Below are 19,447 nucleotides of genomic sequence, written 5' to 3' on the forward strand. Positions count from 1 at the left end.
ACTATATTTTGATTATCTAATCTGGTTAAATCGTATCCCTAGTTGTTTTTCGAGTTCTCTTATAACCTGTACTTCTGATTTGGTTATTAAAGCCAAAGATAGGCCTGTTTTTCCTGCTCTAGCTGTTCTACCACTTCTATGTGTATAATATTCTATTTGATCTGGTAATTGAAAATGTGCAACAAAAGCCAAATTAGCAACATCAATACCTCTTGCGGCAACATCTGTGGACACCAGTAATTGTAAAGTTTTTTTTCTAAAAGCTCTCATTACCTTATCCCTATCTTTTTGTGTCATTTCTCCTTCGAGAAGACCTACTTCATAATTTTTAGCTTTCAGTTGTTTATGAAGTGTACGAGCAGCAGCTTTAGTTCTTGTAAAAATAATTCCCCTACCCTCTTTTTGTGTTTTCAGAAAATACGTAAGCGTATCTAATTTGTTAATCTCATCACCTACTACAAATTGATGATCTATACCTTTATTAACAGCTTCATCTTTATCAATACTTATTTGTACTGCGCTTTTACTAACATAAGAATTAATAATTTCGTTGAGAGAAGATGGCATCGTTGCAGAAAAAAGCCAAACATTTCTATTTCCTTTGGTTTTGGACAAAATTGTAGTAAGATCTTTCTTAAATCCCATACTTAACATTTCATCCGCTTCATCCATAACCAATGTTTTGATCTCAGAAATATCAACCGCTTTCCTATTAATTAAATCTATAAGTCTGCCGGGTGTTGCTACAATGATATGTGTAGGTCTTTTTAATCTCGAAAGCTGTCTTTCAATTTTTTCACCACCATATACCGATTCGGTAAAAATCTTATCCGTATACTTTGTGAACTTAAAAAGTTGTTTTGCTATCTGTTGACCCAATTCGCGAGTAGGAGCTAAAACCAAGGCCTGTACATGTTTTTTAGAAGGATTAATCTGGGATAATAACGGAATTCCAAAAGCTGCAGTTTTTCCTGTTCCAGTTTGAGCTTTCCCAATAAAATCGGTCCGTTGACTCATTAAAACAGGAATTGCCTGTTCTTGAATCTTTGTAGGAACTGTAATTCCCATCTCTTTAAGACCTTTATTAAGATCTTTGGGTACTCCTAACTCTAAAAACGTCATACATATCTGATTTAAGTTGCAAAAGTAATTGAATATCTATTCATAATTCAACTTAATCAGAAAATAACCAGCATAATTATTAAATCCTATTAACAAGCAATACTCATGAAATAGTCAAAGAGTTGCTTTTTCATAGTTAATCCCTTTTTATGAAAATGAGATTTATTCATACAAAAACCGCCAGAGCAGTTAAAATCAGATCCTTCATCAGAGAAAATGATATCCAACAAAACTACTTCATTGGCATGATCATGATCATGCTCTAAATGATGATGTTCGGTTTCAACGATATTAAAATCGTAAGAAAAAACCTTCTTTTTAGTACATGTTTGATTTTGGATCAAGATAGGATGATCAGAAAGAAAAGAAAATATATTTTCCTGTTCGTGATTAGAATGATTGATGGTAGTACTAGATTGAGAATTAGCTAGATTAGCAATTAACAAAAAAACCAGTATAAGAGGATAGCGTAAAAGTTTATTCATACAATTGATATTTTAGGGACCATGAAGTAATCGTAATCGAATTCAAAACAATAATATTAAGTAATTTCCTACAACATTGATTTTAAATTCATCGGCAAAGTACACATATGTTCGCTAAAAAGCAATAAAAACTAAACTTTTAACATTTATAAAAGTAAGGTAATACCATCAAATCGTATGTAAAGCCTATCAAATAGCTCCACATCTCTATGTTAAAACAATTTGAGGTCGTCTGATAAATGGTTAGGCAAACCTAATTGGGTTCCTATATGAGCATTCAATTCTTTAATGAAATACTTAGAAAGTAAAGGCGATTCTACTTCTAGGTTTTGATGCACAAAAAAGTGTATCTGGTTAATTCCCTGATCTTTCCAGGTAGAAAGTCTCTTTACCCAATCGTCTAGCCTTGTATAATCTGTTTCATGATTTGCTCCAACATACCTTACAAAAGCTTCATCATTGGTTAAACGCATGTGCAGTAAATCTCTTCTACCCGCTGTGTCTGTAATGATATTCGATATATTGTTACTTTCAAGAAGACTATATAACTCATCGGCTACCACTAAATCATTAAACCAATCTGTATGCCTAAACTCTACCGCCAGACGTATTTCTTTAGGCCACTTTTCTATAAATCGAATAACTCTGTCAAAATTTTTAGGAGCAAAATTACCATGCATCTGTAAAAATATAGTTCCTAACTTTTCTTTTAGGTGAATTACATTAGATAGGTATTCATCAACATAAGGCTCTACATCTTCATTTAATCTTTTTAGATGAGAAATATTCTGTACAAGTTTTGGGAAAAACTTAAATCCCTCCGGAGTTTTATCGTACCATTTTTTGAATTGATCTTCAGGAAAAATCCTATAAAATGTAGCATTCAATTCGATACTATTAAACTGCCTCGAATAATACTCTAGTTCATCTTTGGTTCCCCTGGGATAAAACCCTTTTAAATCTTGTCTATTCCATTTGGCACAGCCAACATAAGTCGATAAACTTTCTTTAGCTGTAGTATTTAAAATTCTTACCGTATCCTTATGATCTTCTGGTAAGCTAAAATCTATGATATCAGGATATTCTACTTTGCCAAATTTCATGCACCTGGTTTTTTATATTTATTTGATGAAAATTAATTAAAAAATTAAGACCTTGGGTAATTACTTCACCCTTATTACTATAAAAGATTAAAAAAAGTGTAACAAAAATATAACTCGATTGACTAACTATTACAACAACATCATAAAAATCACAACTAATGAATGCTTTAAAATCTATTACAGTAGCTCTTGTATTAGCTATCTCAACATCATTTTATGCACAAACTGCAGATGAAATAGTTAATAATTACTTAGAAAATACAGGAGGAAAAGAAAATTGGGAAAAACTAGAAGGCATTACTATGAAAGGAGTAATGAAAATGCAGGGGATGGAAATTCCTTTTGAACAAGTTATGATGAAAGATGGGCGCCAGTCTACCACTATTGAATTACAAGGAAACAAGATGATCTGGGCAGCATATGACGGAAAAGTCTCATGGTCTAGAAATCAACAAACTATGGAAGCTGAAAAAAGCGACAATGAAGCCACAGAAAATATGAAGAAGCAAATGAAAGATTGGCCTTCTCCATTTTTAAATTATAAAGAAAAAGGATATGCCATAGAGCTTATTGGTAATGAAACTGTAGATGGAACCGATACCTTTAAAATAAAGGTAACCAAAGATCCTATTACGGTTAATGGTGAATCACAACCTAATATTTCTCATTACTATTTTGATACCGAAAATTTTGTACCTATTATAATTGAAGAAGAAATTCAGGAAGGTCCAATGAAGGGTCAGAAAATAAAAATGTCTATTAGCGATTATCAGGAAGTAGAAGGATTATACTTCCCATTCTCACAAAGTAGTCAATTCCAAAGTATGGATTTTAAGGAGTTCAATCTCAATCCAGAAGTAGAAACTACATTATTCGCTTTCCCAGAAGGAAAATAAACACAAATCATAATCCCCAAATTAAAAACTTGGGGATTTTTTATTCTAAATTAACAACCAGTAATTATGAACAAACAATTTATAATTGCAAGCTTGGCTATACTCTTTTCCATACACTTGCAAGCACAAGAAGTTGTTCTAAAAGGCAAAGAATTATTCGGAAACCTTGAAGCACGACAAATCGGACCCGCACTCATGAGTGGTCGAATTATAGACTTAGAAAATCACCCTACTAATGATAAAATACTATACGCCGGTACTGCTGGTGGTGGGGTTTGGAAATCCTCGAATGGAGGAGCAAGCTTCTCCTCTGTATTTGATGATCATGCACAATCAATAGGAGTAGTAAAGATTGATCCCAACGATCCAGACAATACCATTTGGGTAGGAACGGGTGAAATATGGACCAGAAACAGTGTTTCTATCGGTGATGGTTTATACAAATCCACAGATGGTGGTGCGAACTGGAAAAAAATGAGGTTTGAAAATTCAGAACGAATTGGTAGTATAGAAATTAACCCAAACAACTCTAATGAAGTCTATGTAGGAGTCTTAGGAGCATTATGGGGAGATAGTGAAGACAGAGGAGTATACAAAACAATAGATGGAGGAAAAACCTGGGAAAAAATACTTTACATTAATGAGAAAACGGGAGTCAATGATCTTATAATGGATCCCAAAGATCCTAATACGCTCTATGCTGCAATGTGGGAGTTTAGAAGGACTGCATGGGGATTTAATTCTGGAGGACCTAGTAGTGCACTGTACAAATCTACAGATGCAGGAAAAACATGGAATAAAATCCACAATGGCTTTCCTAAAGGTGATCTGGGTAGATTTGCATTGGCAATAGCACCTTCAAACTCTAAAATAGTATATGCTGTTGTAGAAAGCAAAGAAGATAAAGGACTATATCGTTCTGATGATGCAGGAGCCAATTGGAAATTATTAAATGGAGATTTTGGCTTAGTCGTGAGACCTTTCTATTTCGCTAGAATAGTTGTAGATCCAAAAAACCCGGATATTCTGGTTAAAGGAGGATTGTTTGGTTCTATCTCTAGAGATGGAGGAAAGACATTCAAAAACTTGGGGAACATGCATGCAGATATACATGATATTGTTTTTGACATCAACAATTCAGACAGAATGTATGTAGGAACCGATGGTGGAGTCTACAGAAGCTGGGATGGTGGATCAACAATGGATATGGTGGATAATTTACCTATTTCTCAATTCTATCATATTAGTGTAGATAATGAAGAACCCTATAATATTTATGGTGGTCTGCAAGATAATGGTTCCTGGTGGGGGCCATCTTCTTCTCCAGGAGGTATAGAAGCTCGTGACTGGAATCGTGTTGGATATGGAGATGGATTTAGAGTATTAAAACACCCTGCCAAGAATATTATATATTCTGAAATGCAAGGAGCACAAAATGTTTGGAGATATGATGTAAACAAGAATTACACCAAAAATGTTGCCCCTTTACCTATTAAGGGAGAGGCAGATTTACGCTTTAACTGGAACGCTCCAATGGCTGTGAGTAATCATCAACCAGATCGGTTTTATATGGGTAGCCAATTCCTTCATGTAAGTGAAGATATGGGCGATAACTGGAAAAAAATATCACCAGACCTAACCACCAATGATCCTACAAAGCAAGATAAAGAATCAGGAGGTATCTCTACAGATAAATCGGGAGCCGAAACTCACACTACAATTTTTACAATTGCAGAGTCCCCGATTGATCAAAAGGTAATTTGGGTAGGAACCGATGATGGTAATATACAGGTTACACAGGATGGCGGAGCGACCTGGACCAATACAGTAGGTAATATTCAAGGAGTACCAAAAAATACCTGGGTATATCACATAGAAGCTAGTTCACATAATAAAGGGACAGCATATGCTGTGTTTGATGGTCATGCATCGGGAGATATGAATACCTATGTATATAAAACATCAGATTTTGGAAAAACATGGAAATCCCTTGTGACAGACGAGATTATAGGGTTTGCAAGAAACATTCAGGAAGATTATGTAAATGAAGATTTACTATACTTAGGTACCGAGTTTGGATTGTTTATATCCATAAATGGGGGTAAAAACTGGTCTCGTTTTACCAATAATATGCCTGCTGCTGCGGTGCATTTTATTGATCTACAGAAAAAAACTAATGATCTGGTATTAGGGACCCACGGTAGAGGTGTTATTATTATTGATGATATCTCTCCTCTAAGGCAAATAAACCAACAAGTTCTTGTTAAAGATGTTCACTTTTTTGATACCAAACCCTCAATAATCAAAGAAGAAGGTGGTTTTGGTGGCGGAAGCACAGAACTTCAATTTATAGGTGATAACCCAAGCTCTTCTGCAAAAGTTATCTACTACCTCAAAAAGAGGCATACTTTTGGAAAAATGACACTATCTGTCCAGGATCAAAATGGTAATGAGATAGTAAGCCTTGTTCCCGGAAAAGCTAAAGGGATTAATATAGTAACCTGGAATTTCAGAAAAAAAGGACCTAAAGTAGCTGCAGGAAAAACATTTACCTTTGGTGGATTCACTGCTCCAAGAGTTTCTGCTGGGACTTATAAAATAGTGCTTAAAAAAGGTAAGAAACAATATGAAAGTGCGATAACATTATTAAATGATCCTACCTCATTAATTTCAGAAAAAGACAGAATTACTCATAATAAAACGACGCAAGAGTTATTTAATGACATGGAAGATCTGGCATATCTGGTTCATAAAATTGATCAAAATATAAAGAAGTCCGAAGCAGTATTAAAAAAAGATCCGGCTTCGCAAAAAGTTACTTCTGCCGTTATTAAGGAACTAAATACCTTAAAAGAAACTCTGGTAGTAACCACGGGTGATAATTATGTTGATGAAGCTGAACCCCAGCTGAGAGAAAAATTATCTGATTTATATGGTGAAGTGGCAGAGCAATTCGAGAAACCTTCATTTGCTCAATTAGAAAATCAGGAAGTATTAGAAACAAGATTAAATGAAGCTAAAACTGCATACGAGAAAATCAATGGTAAGCAGGTAGCTAAACTTAATAAATATCTTGAAAAAGCAGGGAACACTCCTGTCAAAATTTTAAGTAAAGAAGAATTCTTAAAAAAATAAACTAAAAAACATCTTGTTGCATAAAAGCCCTCTATAATAGGGGGCTTTTATTATATATAACTTATTGTTTAGGTAATGTAACAGAAAAATAAAAAGATTAGATTAGTATAACAAAACATCCCATATAATATATGTAACTCTATTATTGTTTATAAGTCGTTTAAAACTCTAATCACCATCTTGATTTTTGAGCACAACAAATACTTATTTTTAGTAAACCTTCTTTATTATGGAAAACAGGGAATCAAATTTATTGGCAATACGACCACAGTTATTAAATGCAAGAGTTTCTGAAAACATGTCTAATGATGAGCAATTTCAGAACAAAACGATTAGGCCTATTATAAAATTACAAGGAGGCCTATTAATCGAAGTATTTAAAAACTACATTAAAAAAAGAAAGAATACTTTCTACGAATTATCCTTAGAAAAACGTTTCGATTTTATTGAAAATGCTATCCAAAAGGACATGAAATTCAGAAATAGTTTAAAAGGAATGATTATAGGTCAATTTACTGTAGAAGAATACCAGGCCTATATGGAAAATTCTTCTGCATTAAACAAACGAATGATGAGTATCGTAAAAGAGCGCCTACAAGATAATATACAATTATTAGAGTATAAGGTAGCATAATTGATGATGATTCTTCATATCATAATACACTGTTAATTGTGGTAATGCCGTAGTAGAAAACAGGACATTTCATATATCTTTAAAAGTATAATAACTTTTAAAACCTATAGTCATGTTAAATAACATTATGAACCTTAATGGTGTTGAGAAATTAAACAGGAAACAACAATTATCTGTTAATGGAGGAAGAAAACAATGCATTGATCCTAGAACTGGCTTGTGTACAGATTATGGGCGTCATTGTGCAGAACTAGAATGCGTTCTTATAATCGACTAATTCTGTATTTTATATCAAAAAAAGCTGTCGTTTATTAGCGACAGCTTTTTTAAATACGATAATATCGTTTTTCTATTTGCTCAAATATTCTAGTACATTCTCTTCTATCCTTCCTTGTATATCAGAGACATCTTCTTTTATAAAAGATACTCCTGTTATATTTTCATATAATTCGATATATCGTTCAGAGACAGAATTAATATATTCATCTGTCATCTCAGGAATCTGTTGACCTTCTTTACCTTGAAAACCTTTACTAATTAGCCACTGTCTTACGAACTCTTTAGATAATTGTTTCTGTGATTCCCCATTCTGTTGTCGTTCTTCATATCCTTCTTCATAAAAATAGCGAGAAGAATCCGGAGTGTGTATTTCATCGATCAGTACAATTTTACCATCTTTTGTTTTACCAAACTCATATTTGGTATCCACAAGGATCAACCCTCTTTTTGCTGCAATCTCTGTTCCTCTTTGAAAAAGTTTACGTGTATAATCTTCTAAGATGAGGTAATCTGTTTCAGAAACAATTCCTTTTGATAATATTTCTTCTCTAGAAATATCCTCATCATGCTCTCCATTATCAGCTTTGGTAGAAGGTGTTATGATTGGTTGAGGAAACTTATCATTCTCTTTCATACCATCGGGCATAGATACACCACACAATATTCTCTTATCGGCTTTATATTCTCGAGCTGCATGACCAGAAAGATACCCTCTAATCACCATTTCTACTTTAAAAGGTTGGCATAAATGCCCTACAGCTACATTTGGATCTGGAGTAGCTATTAACCAATTTGGCACCAAATCTTCTGTTTCTTTCATCATCTTGGTCGCAATTTGATTAAGAATCTGCCCCTTAAAAGGAATTCCTCGTGGCATTACTACATCAAACGCAGATAAACGATCAGTTGCAATCATCACCAAAAGTTCATCATTTATACTATATACTTCTCTTACTTTCCCTTTGTATACTGATTTTTGATTAGGAAAATTATAGTTTGTATCTACAATTGTATTCATTACTTAGGTTTCGGGTTTCGGGCTTTAATTTCAATTAGAAACTAAAAACCTGAAACTATTTATCCATTTCTATGTTCTATCTCTTTATAAGCTGCAATTACCTTTTTTACCAATTTATGGCGAATCACATCTTTGTCATCCAGGTAAATCATACCTATCCCCTGTGTGTTTTTAAGCACTAGTAGAGCTTCTTTAAGTCCAGAAGTAACTCTTCTTGGTAAATCTATCTGTCCAGGATCACCTGTAATAATAAATTTAGCATTTTTTCCCATACGCGTCAGAAACATTTTCATCTGTGCATGTGTTGTATTTTGTGCCTCATCAAGGATCACAAAAGCATTATCCAATGTTCTACCTCGCATAAATGCCATAGGTGCGATTTGTATAACTCCTTTTTCTATATAACTATCGAGCTTTTCATTAGGGATCATATCACGTAAAGCATCATATAAAGGTTGCATATACGGATCCAGTTTCTCTTTAAGATCTCCTGGTAAGAATCCGAGATTTTCTCCAGCTTCTACTGCGGGACGTGTAAGAATAATACGTCTTACCTCTTTTTCTTTTAGTGCCTTAATAGCTAGTGCAACACTGGTATACGTTTTTCCGGTACCTGCTGGACCAATAGCAAAAACCATATCGTTCTTTTTACAAGTCTCTACCAGCTTACGTTGGTTAGCAGTCTGGGCCTTAATTAGTTTACCTCCTACTCCATGCACTAATGTTTCTCCACTGTTAGGCGATGTTTCATAATCTGCCTTACTCACACTGGTAAGCACTCGCTCTATTGCATTCTCATCCAGCTTATTGTATTTGCTAAAATGCTCGAGAAGCATATTAAGACGCATATCAAACTCTTTGAGCATGTCATCGTCTCCATACACTTTTATTTTACTGCCTCTTGCTACAATTTTTAACTTAGGGAAGTACTTTTTTAATAATTGAATATTGCTATTCTGAAGTCCGAAAAACTCTCTCGGATTGATTTCTGTAAGTTCTATAATAAGTTCGTTCAAAAGCTATACGAATTTTAGTATGATTTTTTTTTAGGATTGACTAAGTTTGCTAAAGTTGTTCAAGTTTTTGTCGGGAAAACAAAATAGAAATTTAAAACGAAGCAAAATGTTTATATTATCACTATATAAGTTAGTGATCAAAAAACAGTAAATACGATGGTTTTATCATCATTTTGTTGTCCAAAGAAAAGCCTTGAATAACTTCAAAACAAATTTACATATTTTTAAGTGCTTACAACTAAAAGATATTAACAATTCTTATACATGCCAATAATCACCTTAACTACAGATTTTGGAATCAAAGATCATTTTGTATCTGCGGTTAAAGGAGCTATTTATACAGAATTTCCAGATGCCAAAGTTGTTGATATATCTCATGAGATCTCACCTTTTCATATAACAGAAGCTGCATACATCATACAAAATGCTTATAAAAGTTTTCCAAAAGGAAGTATACATATCATAGGAATCGATAGTGAACTTAATCCAGAAAATAAACATATTGCTGTAGAACTAGACGGTCATTACTTTATATGTGCTAATAATGGACTGGTGTGTTTAATCACATCAGAATTTAATCCAGAGAAGATTGTAGAAATAAATATTCACGATGCTATAGTATCTAATTTTCCTGTGTTGGATGTTTTTGTGGCCGTGGCTTGTCATATTGCCCGAGGTGGTACACTAGAAGTAATTGGAAAAACAATCTCAGAAATCAAAACAATAAAAGGGATTACTCCTATTGTAAACCTTGGAGATAAGCAAATCGTGGGTAGTATTATCTATATCGATAATTATGGTAATTTGGTTACCAACATTACACGTAAGCTTTTTGAGGAAATTGGAAAAGGACGTAAATTTAAAATTACAGCACGTACAGCGGTATTTCAAAACGTATATAACCGATATAGCGATGCTATTAATTTTGATATCGAAAAAAGTAAACGCGAAGAAGATGGTAAAAAATTGGCTGTCTTTAATTCTTCGGGATACTTAGAACTAGCTATCTATAAGAGTAACCCTAAAACTGTAGGAGGGGCCTCCAATCTCTTTGGATTGTACTATAGAGATACGGTAAGCATTAGTTTTGAATAATTAATATCTGAAAAGAAGCGAAAATAAACTGTAAAACCTTGTGGTTATACTTTTGAAAATTAAAAAATGATAATACGAATCGTAAAAATGGGATTCTTACCCGATCAAATTGATGCTTTTTTAGAAAACTTTGAACAGAATAAAGAGAAGATCAGAAATTTTGAAGGATGTAGTCATCTAAAATTAGTAAGAGATGTACATCAAACTAATCAATTTTTCACCTATAGCCATTGGGAATCTGAAGAACATCTCAATAACTACAGAAACTCTGCGTTATTCAAAGGAGTTTGGGCAAATACTAAAAATAAGTTTAGTCAAAGACCAGAAGCATGGAGTGTAATCGAGGTATAAAGTTTATGACACATGACTTCATAAACTTAAAAAAACTTCAATCCTAAAAAAACTATGTTTGCATTAATACGAAAAGAAATCAATACCTTTTTCTCCTCTGCTGTAGGGTATTTGGTGATTGCTATATTTTTAATCCTTAACGGACTCTTTTTGTGGGTCTTTAAAGGACAATTTAATATCCTGGATAGTGGGTTTGCTGATCTTTCGCCTTTTTTCCAGATTGCACCGTGGATATTGTTATTCCTCATTCCCGCTGTAACCATGAGAAGTTTTGCAGAAGAAAAGAAACAAGGAACTTTGGAGGTATTGATTACAAAACCAATCAAAAACTGGCAATTGGTACTTGGAAAATATCTAGGTAGCTTATCCTTAATCCTAATTGCTTTAATCCCTAGCCTCCTTTATATCGTTACTATTTATCAATTAGGGAACCCAATTGGTAACCTCGATATAGGTAGTACAATGGGATCGTACATTGCACTATTATTACTTGCCGCAGCATATACCGCAATGGGTATATTTTCGTCTTCGATTACCAACAATCAGATTGTTGCTTTTTTGATCTCGCTGTTTCTATGTTTCATTTTTTATTTTGGTTTTAGCGGACTCGTAGATTACAACTTGCTAGGAGCAATGAATACTATCGTTGAACAACTAGGAATGCAATTGCATTATGAACGTATGAGTCGAGGTATTTTGGATACCAGAGATATCTTTTATTTTTTAAGTAGTATTCTACTATTTGTGATTCTTACCATTATCGTTCTTAAAAAAGGTGCAATAAAGCAGAAAATCAAACCTATTGGTATTACATTAATCTCTGTCATTGTTCTATTTTTAATCGGAAACTCATTATATAATCGTTTTGATCTTACCCAGGATAGTCGTTTTACACTTTCTGAAGCTACCAAAAACTTAGTAAAAGGAGCAACGGCTCCTGTTGTTATTGATGTATTGCTAGAAGGAGATTTCCCTTCAGAGTTTAGACGTTTACAATCTGAAACCAAACAAATATTAGAAGAGTTTAATGCTATAAACCCTAATGTTCAACACATTTTTACCAATCCTTTAGAGGAAGAAGGAATACGAGCACAAACAATTACAGAACTACAAAAATTTGGTCTAACCCCAATGGAGGTCAGCGTACAGGAAAACGGAAAAACCGAAATTGAAACTGTAGTTCCCTGGGCTATTCTAAGTTTTCAAAACAGAAGTGTAAAAATTCCTTTAATCAAAAATACCATTGGAGCCACTTCAGAAGAGCGAGTAAACAGCTCTATTCAACAATTAGAATATGCTTTTGCAGATGGATTAACCAAGTTACTACATCCTAAAAAACACAAAATTGCAGTGCTTAAAGGAAATGGGCAATTACCAGATATCAAAATTGCCGATTTTATTAAAACGCTACAAAACTATTACTTTGTCGGGGCATTTACTTTGGATTCGGTAGCGAGTAATACAACAAAGACATTACAAGAGTTGCAAAAGTTTGATATGATTATCAATGCTAAGCCTACAAAAGCTTTTTCTGAAAAAGAAAAATATGTACTGGATCAATTTGTAATGAATGGAGGAAAATCATTATGGCTATTAGAATCTGTTACTATGGAAATCGATAGTTTAATGAATCCAGAAGGTTCTTCTGTTGCAATCATGCAGAATCTAAGATTAGGAGATGCTTTATTCTCTTATGGAGTAAGAGTTAATCCCGTTTTGGTAAATGATTTGTACTCTGCACCATTGGTATTAGCTTCTGGGCAAGGTAGTGAAACTCAATTCACCCCATATCCATGGTTTTATGGATCACTAACTAAAAGTGCCAGCAACCACCCTATTGTTAAAAATACAGAATCTGTGAAATTTGAATTTTCAAACCAGATTGACACCTTAAAAAATAGTATCAAAAAGACGATACTACTCACTAGTTCTGATAAATCAAAAATAGAGGGAGTACCTAAAGAAATACTATTAGAAAATATTATTAGAAAAAAACCAGACATTGCTAGTTATAATGCAGGTCCTCAAAGTTTGGCTGTATTACTTGAAGGAAATTTTAAATCTACCTATAAAGACAGAATAAAACCTCATAAAATTAAAGATCATAAAGATAAAAGTGATTCTACAAAAATGATCGTTATTGCCGATGGGGATATTATTAAAAACCAAACGCGAAAAGGGCAGCCAATAGAATTAGGTTTTGATCCGACCATGAATTTAAAATATGGAAATAAAGAGTTTCTGTTAAACGCAGTAAATTACCTGTTAGATGATTCTGGCCTTATTGAAATTAGAAGTAAAGAGATCAATATTTCATTTCTAAATGTAGAAAAAGTTGTTGAAAACAAAACCCTATGGCAAGTTATCAATATCCTGATCCCCTTACTTATCCTTATGGTTTTTGGGTTCTTATTTTCGTTAATCAGAAAGAAAAAGTATCAAAAAACCGTTTAAAATTCTATTCTCTATATTTGATATAGAAAAATCTCAAAACTTAAAACGTTAAATCTATTAATCGCGAAGCCCTAAATATCGTTCTTAAAACAGAAGACCTCTCTATTGGTTATCGTACCAAAAAGGAGCTTAATGTTATTGCTGCTGATATCAATCTAAAATTGCATGAAGGAGAACTGGTAGGATTAGTAGGTGCCAACGGAATCGGAAAATCTACTTTATTACGTACTCTATCCCGTGTACAACCAGCCCTACATGGTAAAATCATGTTGTCTGATATAGAGCTTCAATCTTATAAATCTGTCGAACTAGCTTCGCAACTGAGTATTGTTTTAACAGAGCAAATTGCTTCAAAAAATCTTACAGTACAGGAATTGGTAGCCCTAGGTAGACAACCATATACCAACTGGGTAGGAAAAATGGCAGAAGAAGATATAGAGCAAATTCGCAAAGCAATCGAGGTAACACATATTGGTGACTTGGTAGCCAAGAGATGTTTTGAACTTAGTGATGGGCAATTGCAAAAAGTACTTATAGCCCGTGCTATTGCACAGGATACGCCTTTTATTATGCTTGATGAGCCTACAACTCACTTAGATGTATACCACAAAGCTTACATCCTCAAACTACTAAAACGTTTGGCCTTTGAGACCAGAAAAACTATTCTTTTTTCTACTCATGAAATTGATTTTGCCATACAATTATGTGATAAAATGATTGTAATGAATGAGGACGGTTTCGAATTTGGAAGACCCAAAGAATTAGTACAATGCCGTGCATTTTCATCTCTTTTTCCTGAAGACCTGATTCTTTTTGATTCTAAATCCGGGAGATATAAAGTAAGAAACTAAATTCTTGTAAAACACTACTTTTCTCCTACTTCTCTTTGCTTTTAATTACACTTTATCGAATAAATCTGCTTATCAAGGGAAAACTGTAAAAATTTGAAGTTGCTAACCTCGTACTATTAGTCTGGAAAGTCATAATTTTATCCCAAATTATAAATTAAACCTATGAATACCATGTTAAAACTCAAATCAATTGTAACCTTATTAATTATCGCAGCTTTTACATTTAGCTGTAGCTCCGATGACAATGATGATCTTGTCCCTACAGATGGTGAGGTATTTGATGCAGAACTTATCGTATCAGAATCTGGTGTTGGTGATAATCGTACTGTTAATGTTACTGGCGGTGTTACCAAAACAAGTATAAAATCAAAAGTGAAATTTTCTTCTACCACCAAATCGATGAGAAGATTATATATTACTCAAAACATTAATGGTGTAGGTGAAGAGCCATATGTATTTACATCACAAGAAGTTGATGAAAAACCTGATGGATCTTTAGATCTTGTGGGCGGAGACAAAAAAGATTTCGAATTTAAGATCGATCTACCAACCCCAAGTATAACCAATGGTACTATTGTTTATAAATTCTGGGCGACTACAGGAAGAGGTGATTTTAGAAATATTACAAAACGAAATGCATTAGGAGATGATGTTTTAGGTACAATAACTGTAAAGTATGGTTTAGGTACAAATAGTGGTTCTGGTATTAAATCTTTTACACAAACTATATTATCTGCCCCGCTTGCAGATGGTTCTTCTGAGACGTTTATTTCTTTGTTCAATGAAACAGTATATAAAATAAACCAAGGAGAAGAATTTGCAGCTTTATGGGATTTTGGATACTATTATGGACTAACAGGAAAAGCTTCTTTGGCTTCTTCTAACAACTATCCTACAAATATTATAGATGTACCAACCATAGGAGGTGTTACTGCTGATGAATTAAACAAAGCATATTTTGGACTATCCTCTAAAACTGTAGTAGAATTTGATGCTATAAGTAGTAGAAGTGATTTAGATTTTGTTGTACAACCAGCAAACCAAAGAATTAATAATTTAGCCGTTAACAATATTATTGACTTTGTCGATAATTATGGGAACAAAGGACTTATAAAAGTAGTAGAGATTTCTGGTACTGATGGAACAGGAGATTTCATTAAACTAGATATTAAAGTACAAAACTAGAATCTAGAATCTCGATTCACATAAACAAAGCCAGTCTCTCACAGTTATAGAAAGACTGGCTTTGTTGTTTATTATTCTTTCACTTTATATTACATTTCGTAACTTCACTAAATCAGATCAGAGAATACATAGTGATGAATATAGAAGACTATAGAGAGTACTGCATTAGTAAAAAAGGAGTAACTGAATCTTTTCCTTTCGGAAAACTTCCTGATGTTTTAGTTTTTAAGGTATTAGGAAAAATGTTTACCGCTACAGATATATCATCTTTTAATGCTATAAGTGTGAAATGTAATCCCAATGATGTTGATACTCTTCGAGAAACCTATACCGCCGTAGCACCTCCATCATACATGAGTAAAAAACATTGGAATAAAATAATAATGGATCACTCTATCCCCGATACGCTTATCAAACAATGGATAGATGATTCTTATAATCTGGTAGTCAAAAAATTACCTGTTCGGGATCGAGATAAGCTAAAAGAATAGTAACATCATAAATATGAAAACTTCGAATACTTCATCCAAATTTTCATTGCTTATCTTTATCTTTGAGTAAACAAAAGATTACATGTCAGAATACACACCGATTATCATTGCCGTTGGGGTAATCATTATATCAATTATTGTAGGTTTTTTTATTGGTAAATATGTAGTTTCATTACAACATAATAGTGAAAAAAGTGCTACTAATGAAAGAGCAAATTTGCTTCAATCTCAGTTCGATGAGCTTAAAAACAACACCGAAAAACAACTTTCTGAATTAATTAAAGAACGTGAAGAGATTCGTAGAGAAAAAGATTTTCTGAATACCGAACTTACTCGTCGTAATGCAGAATATGAAAATCTTCAGCTCAAAAATGCATCGCAAAAAGAAGAAGTAGAAAAACTTCAGGAAAAATTTACCAAAGAATTTGAAAACCTTGCTAATAAAATCCTGGAAGAGAAGTCTAATAAATTTACCGAACAGAATAAAGAGAATATTAAAAATATCCTGAATCCATTACAGGAAAAGATCAATACTTTTGAGAAAAAAGTAGAACAAACCCATAAAGAAAGTATCGATTATCACGCAGCACTGCGCCAGCAAATAGTAGGTCTTAAAGACCTTAATGAGCAAATGAGTAAGGAGGCGACCAATCTCACCAAGGCACTTAAAGGCGATAGTAAAATGCAGGGTAATTGGGGAGAATTAGTACTGGAACGTGTATTAGAAAAATCTGGATTAGAGAAAGATAGAGAGTATTTTGTGCAACAAAGTTTTACTCTTGATAACGGACAAAGAGTGATGCCAGATGTAGTGATTTATCTACCAGACAATAAAAAAATGATTATTGACGCTAAGGTGACACTTACCGCATATGAGCGTTATATCAATGAAGAAAATGAAGAGTTAAGAGCTACTCATCTCAAAGAACACATCACATCATTAAAACGTCATGTAGATCAGCTTTCAGAAAAAAACTATCAAGATTTGTATGATATCGAATCACCCGATTTTATTTTAATGTTTGTTCCTATAGAACCTGCTTTCGCAATAGCAATTAATCAGGATAGTAAATTATACAATCAGGCTTTCGAGAAAAATATAGTAATCGTTACTCCTTCTACTCTTTTGGCCACCCTACGTACGATTGATACCATGTGGAATAATGAAAAACAACAACGTAACGCTATTGAGATTGCACGACAGGCTGGAGCTTTATATGATAAGTTTGAAGGGTTAGTAAAAGATCTTACCGGTGTAGGCAAAAAGATAGATGATGCCAAAAAAGATTATTCTGCTGCAATGAACAAACTTGTAGAAGGTAAAGGAAATCTGATTACAAGTGTCGAAAAACTTAAAAAGATGGGGGCTAAAGCCAAAAAATCATTACCCGAAGCTGTGATTAAAAGAGCCACCGAAGAAAATGAATAATCAACAAAACATATATCAATAATTATGGTATCAAATTCAAACTTATCAGAAATCATACATAGGTTCATTGGAGGGCTGTTTTACATGCTACCCATCCTGGTATTTATAATTCTTACGATTTACTATATGAGTAAAAAAGGAGCAACAAAAGAAGGAGTCCTTATACTTATCGGTAATATCCTGATCCTGATAGTCGCAATTTTACATCAATTTATCTATAAGTTTGTAGATTCGTGGGGATTTGACATATATCTTATTATCAACTCTGGAATAAATACTATTTCATTTATTGGATCCATACTTTTTATAATCGGTTTCTATATGATGATCCAGAAAATTATTAAAAATAAGGTTTCAGAATAAAAAAATAACTATGGGGCAAGACATTACAGAAATTATTAAACACATTTTTTTGGGTATTCTAACCTCTATCCCACAATTAGTTATAGTTATATTATGTATCTATTACATAACCAAAATAGGGTCAAAAACAGAAGCAATATTATTAACCACAGGTAGCATTATATCTTTATTATGTGGTATTTCGAATGTTGTAGGTGCTACATATATTAGTACGTTAGGAGTAGATTCTTATGTAATCTTTATATATATTATCCAAGGTTTTTCCTTTTTAGGATCAATTCTTTTTGTAATTGGTTTTTTTATTCTGATAAGAAAAATAATAAAGAGTAAAGTATTTGCGCCCAATACTAAAACAAGTAATTAAATGATGTAAACACATGAAATCTATACTTATAAAAATATATTTCTTTGTATTTCTTTTCGGAAACGTTTTTCATATTGCTACTGCACAGCAGGCTTATTTTCCCGAGCGGGGAAACTGGCAAGAAAAAAGTCCCGCCGAATTTAAAATAGATGCACAAAAACTTCAAGAAGCAGTACAGTTTGCTCAGGATCATGAATATTCGGGATCAAAAGATCTACGTGAAGCAATCGTAAAAGGTTTTGAGCGAGAACCATATCACAAAATTCTGGGGCCTACCAAAAAAAGAGGCGGTCCTGCAGGACTTATCATTAAAGACGGGTACATTATATCGAAATGGGGAGATATAGACAGGGTAGATATGACATTTAGCGTTACCAAAAGTTATTTATCTACTATGGCAGGATTAGCTGTAGATGATAGGTTGATACGTTCTGTTGATGATCACACCCATACTACCATATGGGATCATACATTTGATGGAAAGCATAATAAGAAAATTACCTGGAGACACTTACTTACGCAATCCTCAGATTGGTCTGGACAACTATGGGGTGGATATGACTGGGCAGATCGTCCCCCAAAAGAAGGTGGTATTGACGATTGGAAATTTAGAAAACTTAATGAACCCGGAACTGTTTTTGAGTACAACGATGTTCGAGTTAACGTATTAGCCTATTCCTTACTAAATGTTTGGAGAAAACCACTGCCACAAGTACTAAAAGAAAAAATAATGAACCCCATTGGTGCATCAACCACATGGAGGTGGTATGGATACAATAACTCCTGGGTTGCTATTGATGGTATCAATATGCAGTCTGTAAGCGGTGGTGGTCATTCTGGTGGTGGATTATTCATTAACACATTAGATCATGCCCGGTTTGGATTACTTTTTCTTAACGATGGAAACTGGAACGGAACACAATTACTATCAAAAGAATGGATCAAAGAAGCTATCAAACCCTCACAGGCAAACCCGAACTATGGATTTATGTGGTGGCTTAACCAAAAAGGATCAAGACACTGGGAAGGATTACCAGAACATTTGTACTATGCCGCAGGTTTTGGTGGTAATTTTATCGTAGTGGATCAAAAACAAAACCTGGTAGTAGTTACTCGATGGCTCGAACCCAATCAAATCGATGAATTTATGACCAAAGTATATAACGCATTCTAAAA

19 protein-coding genes are annotated in these 19,447 nt (G+C 33.6%); 14 read left to right on the forward strand and 5 right to left on the reverse strand.

Annotated elements, in window-relative coordinates; genetic code table 11:
* Window positions 1-12: 12 nt before the first annotated feature.
* From Z054_RS0116505 to Z054_RS0116515, 3 genes are all read right to left on the reverse strand, one after another.
* A complete protein-coding gene (locus tag Z054_RS0116505; protein WP_024771152.1) occupies window positions 13-1,122 on the reverse strand; it encodes a DEAD/DEAH box helicase in 1,110 nt (369 codons plus the stop codon).
* A gap of 89 nt (window positions 1,123-1,211) precedes the next feature.
* Window positions 1,212-1,607 (reverse strand): hypothetical protein, encoded by a 396-nt coding sequence (locus Z054_RS0116510; RefSeq protein ID WP_024771153.1) that lies wholly within the window; start codon window positions 1,605-1,607, stop codon window positions 1,212-1,214.
* A 212-nt stretch (window positions 1,608-1,819) separates the two neighbouring features.
* Window positions 1,820-2,710: a DUF72 domain-containing protein gene (locus Z054_RS0116515; protein ID WP_024771154.1), complete on the reverse strand. Its 891-nt coding sequence runs from the start codon at window positions 2,708-2,710 to the stop codon at window positions 1,820-1,822.
* Window positions 2,711-2,868: 158 nt separating this feature from the next.
* Here Z054_RS0116515 and Z054_RS0116520 point away from each other — a divergent pair, with 158 nt between their 5' ends.
* From Z054_RS0116520 to Z054_RS32145, 4 genes are all read left to right on the forward strand, one after another.
* Window positions 2,869-3,606 (forward strand): LolA-like protein, encoded by a 738-nt coding sequence (locus Z054_RS0116520; RefSeq protein WP_024771155.1) that lies wholly within the window; start codon window positions 2,869-2,871, stop codon window positions 3,604-3,606.
* A gap of 66 nt (window positions 3,607-3,672) precedes the next feature.
* The gene (locus Z054_RS0116525; protein WP_024771156.1) at window positions 3,673-6,741 is read left to right on the forward strand and encodes a WD40/YVTN/BNR-like repeat-containing protein; all 3,069 of its coding nucleotides are present in this window, start codon (window positions 3,673-3,675) and stop codon (window positions 6,739-6,741) included.
* Window positions 6,742-6,970: 229 nt separating this feature from the next.
* The gene (locus Z054_RS0116530) at window positions 6,971-7,375 is read left to right on the forward strand and encodes a hypothetical protein (RefSeq protein ID WP_024771157.1); all 405 of its coding nucleotides are present in this window, start codon (window positions 6,971-6,973) and stop codon (window positions 7,373-7,375) included.
* Window positions 7,376-7,487: 112 nt separating this feature from the next.
* Complete coding sequence (locus Z054_RS32145) at window positions 7,488-7,652, forward strand: hypothetical protein (protein ID WP_158237243.1); 165 nt, start codon at window positions 7,488-7,490, stop codon at window positions 7,650-7,652.
* Between the two features lie 72 nt (window positions 7,653-7,724).
* Here Z054_RS32145 and Z054_RS0116540 read toward each other — a convergent pair whose 3' ends face one another.
* Window positions 7,725-8,672 (reverse strand): phosphoribosylaminoimidazolesuccinocarboxamide synthase, encoded by a 948-nt coding sequence (locus Z054_RS0116540; protein WP_024771158.1) that lies wholly within the window; start codon window positions 8,670-8,672, stop codon window positions 7,725-7,727.
* 59 nt (window positions 8,673-8,731) lie between these two features.
* On the reverse strand, window positions 8,732-9,688 hold the full coding sequence (locus Z054_RS0116545; protein ID WP_024771159.1) for a PhoH family protein: 957 nt from the start codon (window positions 9,686-9,688) through the stop codon (window positions 8,732-8,734).
* 264 nt (window positions 9,689-9,952) lie between these two features.
* Between Z054_RS0116545 and Z054_RS0116550 the strand changes: the two genes are divergently transcribed.
* From Z054_RS0116550 to Z054_RS0116595, 10 genes are all read left to right on the forward strand, one after another.
* Complete coding sequence (locus Z054_RS0116550) at window positions 9,953-10,783, forward strand: SAM hydrolase/SAM-dependent halogenase family protein (RefSeq protein WP_024771160.1); 831 nt, start codon at window positions 9,953-9,955, stop codon at window positions 10,781-10,783.
* Between the two features lie 66 nt (window positions 10,784-10,849).
* Window positions 10,850-11,134, forward strand: a complete 285-nt coding sequence (locus Z054_RS28730; protein ID WP_035092304.1) for a putative quinol monooxygenase — start codon at window positions 10,850-10,852, stop codon at window positions 11,132-11,134.
* Window positions 11,135-11,188: 54 nt separating this feature from the next.
* The gene (gene gldG, locus Z054_RS0116560; protein WP_024771161.1) at window positions 11,189-13,588 is read left to right on the forward strand and encodes a gliding motility-associated ABC transporter substrate-binding protein GldG; all 2,400 of its coding nucleotides are present in this window, start codon (window positions 11,189-11,191) and stop codon (window positions 13,586-13,588) included.
* Between the two features lie 137 nt (window positions 13,589-13,725).
* On the forward strand, window positions 13,726-14,439 hold the full coding sequence (locus tag Z054_RS0116565) for an ABC transporter ATP-binding protein (protein WP_316929930.1): 714 nt from the start codon (window positions 13,726-13,728) through the stop codon (window positions 14,437-14,439).
* A 162-nt stretch (window positions 14,440-14,601) separates the two neighbouring features.
* Window positions 14,602-15,624 carry a hypothetical protein gene (locus tag Z054_RS0116570; RefSeq protein ID WP_035092307.1) on the forward strand — a complete coding sequence of 341 codons (1,023 nt, stop codon included), beginning with the start codon at window positions 14,602-14,604 and terminating at the stop codon, window positions 15,622-15,624.
* 134 nt (window positions 15,625-15,758) lie between these two features.
* Entirely contained in the window at window positions 15,759-16,115 is a 357-nt protein-coding gene (locus Z054_RS0116575) for an MmcQ/YjbR family DNA-binding protein (RefSeq protein WP_024771164.1), read from the forward strand.
* Between the two features lie 82 nt (window positions 16,116-16,197).
* Entirely contained in the window at window positions 16,198-17,544 is a 1,347-nt protein-coding gene (gene rmuC, locus Z054_RS0116580; RefSeq protein ID WP_024771165.1) for a DNA recombination protein RmuC, read from the forward strand.
* A gap of 24 nt (window positions 17,545-17,568) precedes the next feature.
* Window positions 17,569-17,907 (forward strand): hypothetical protein, encoded by a 339-nt coding sequence (locus Z054_RS0116585; RefSeq protein ID WP_152538590.1) that lies wholly within the window; start codon window positions 17,569-17,571, stop codon window positions 17,905-17,907.
* A 10-nt stretch (window positions 17,908-17,917) separates the two neighbouring features.
* Window positions 17,918-18,271: a hypothetical protein gene (locus Z054_RS0116590; protein WP_024771167.1), complete on the forward strand. Its 354-nt coding sequence runs from the start codon at window positions 17,918-17,920 to the stop codon at window positions 18,269-18,271.
* Between the two features lie 13 nt (window positions 18,272-18,284).
* A complete protein-coding gene (locus Z054_RS0116595) occupies window positions 18,285-19,445 on the forward strand; it encodes a serine hydrolase domain-containing protein (protein ID WP_024771168.1) in 1,161 nt (386 codons plus the stop codon).
* Window positions 19,446-19,447: the final 2 nt, after the last annotated feature.

The sequence above is a fragment of the Aquimarina macrocephali JAMB N27 genome (assembly GCF_000520995.1).
GTDB lineage: Bacteria > Bacteroidota > Bacteroidia > Flavobacteriales > Flavobacteriaceae > Aquimarina > Aquimarina macrocephali.

Coding starts and splice junctions, on each gene's coding strand:
- Z054_RS0116505 (WP_024771152.1), bottom strand. CDS start 1,122: ATGACGTTTTTAGAGTTAGGAGTACCCAAAGATCTTAATAAAGGTCTT.
- Z054_RS0116510 (WP_024771153.1), bottom strand. CDS start 1,607: ATGAATAAACTTTTACGCTATCCTCTTATACTGGTTTTTTTGTTAATT.
- Z054_RS0116515 (WP_024771154.1), bottom strand. CDS start 2,710: ATGAAATTTGGCAAAGTAGAATATCCTGATATCATAGATTTTAGCTTA.
- Z054_RS0116520 (WP_024771155.1), top strand. CDS start 2,869: ATGAATGCTTTAAAATCTATTACAGTAGCTCTTGTATTAGCTATCTCA.
- Z054_RS0116525 (WP_024771156.1), top strand. CDS start 3,673: ATGAACAAACAATTTATAATTGCAAGCTTGGCTATACTCTTTTCCATA.
- Z054_RS0116530 (WP_024771157.1), top strand. CDS start 6,971: ATGGAAAACAGGGAATCAAATTTATTGGCAATACGACCACAGTTATTA.
- Z054_RS32145 (WP_158237243.1), top strand. CDS start 7,488: ATGTTAAATAACATTATGAACCTTAATGGTGTTGAGAAATTAAACAGG.
- Z054_RS0116540 (WP_024771158.1), bottom strand. CDS start 8,672: ATGAATACAATTGTAGATACAAACTATAATTTTCCTAATCAAAAATCA.
- Z054_RS0116550 (WP_024771160.1), top strand. CDS start 9,953: ATGCCAATAATCACCTTAACTACAGATTTTGGAATCAAAGATCATTTT.
- Z054_RS28730 (WP_035092304.1), top strand. CDS start 10,850: ATGATAATACGAATCGTAAAAATGGGATTCTTACCCGATCAAATTGAT.
- gldG (WP_024771161.1), top strand. CDS start 11,189: ATGTTTGCATTAATACGAAAAGAAATCAATACCTTTTTCTCCTCTGCT.
- Z054_RS0116570 (WP_035092307.1), top strand. CDS start 14,602: ATGAATACCATGTTAAAACTCAAATCAATTGTAACCTTATTAATTATC.
- Z054_RS0116575 (WP_024771164.1), top strand. CDS start 15,759: ATGAATATAGAAGACTATAGAGAGTACTGCATTAGTAAAAAAGGAGTA.
- rmuC (WP_024771165.1), top strand. CDS start 16,198: ATGTCAGAATACACACCGATTATCATTGCCGTTGGGGTAATCATTATA.
- Z054_RS0116585 (WP_152538590.1), top strand. CDS start 17,569: ATGGTATCAAATTCAAACTTATCAGAAATCATACATAGGTTCATTGGA.
- Z054_RS0116590 (WP_024771167.1), top strand. CDS start 17,918: ATGGGGCAAGACATTACAGAAATTATTAAACACATTTTTTTGGGTATT.
- Z054_RS0116595 (WP_024771168.1), top strand. CDS start 18,285: ATGAAATCTATACTTATAAAAATATATTTCTTTGTATTTCTTTTCGGA.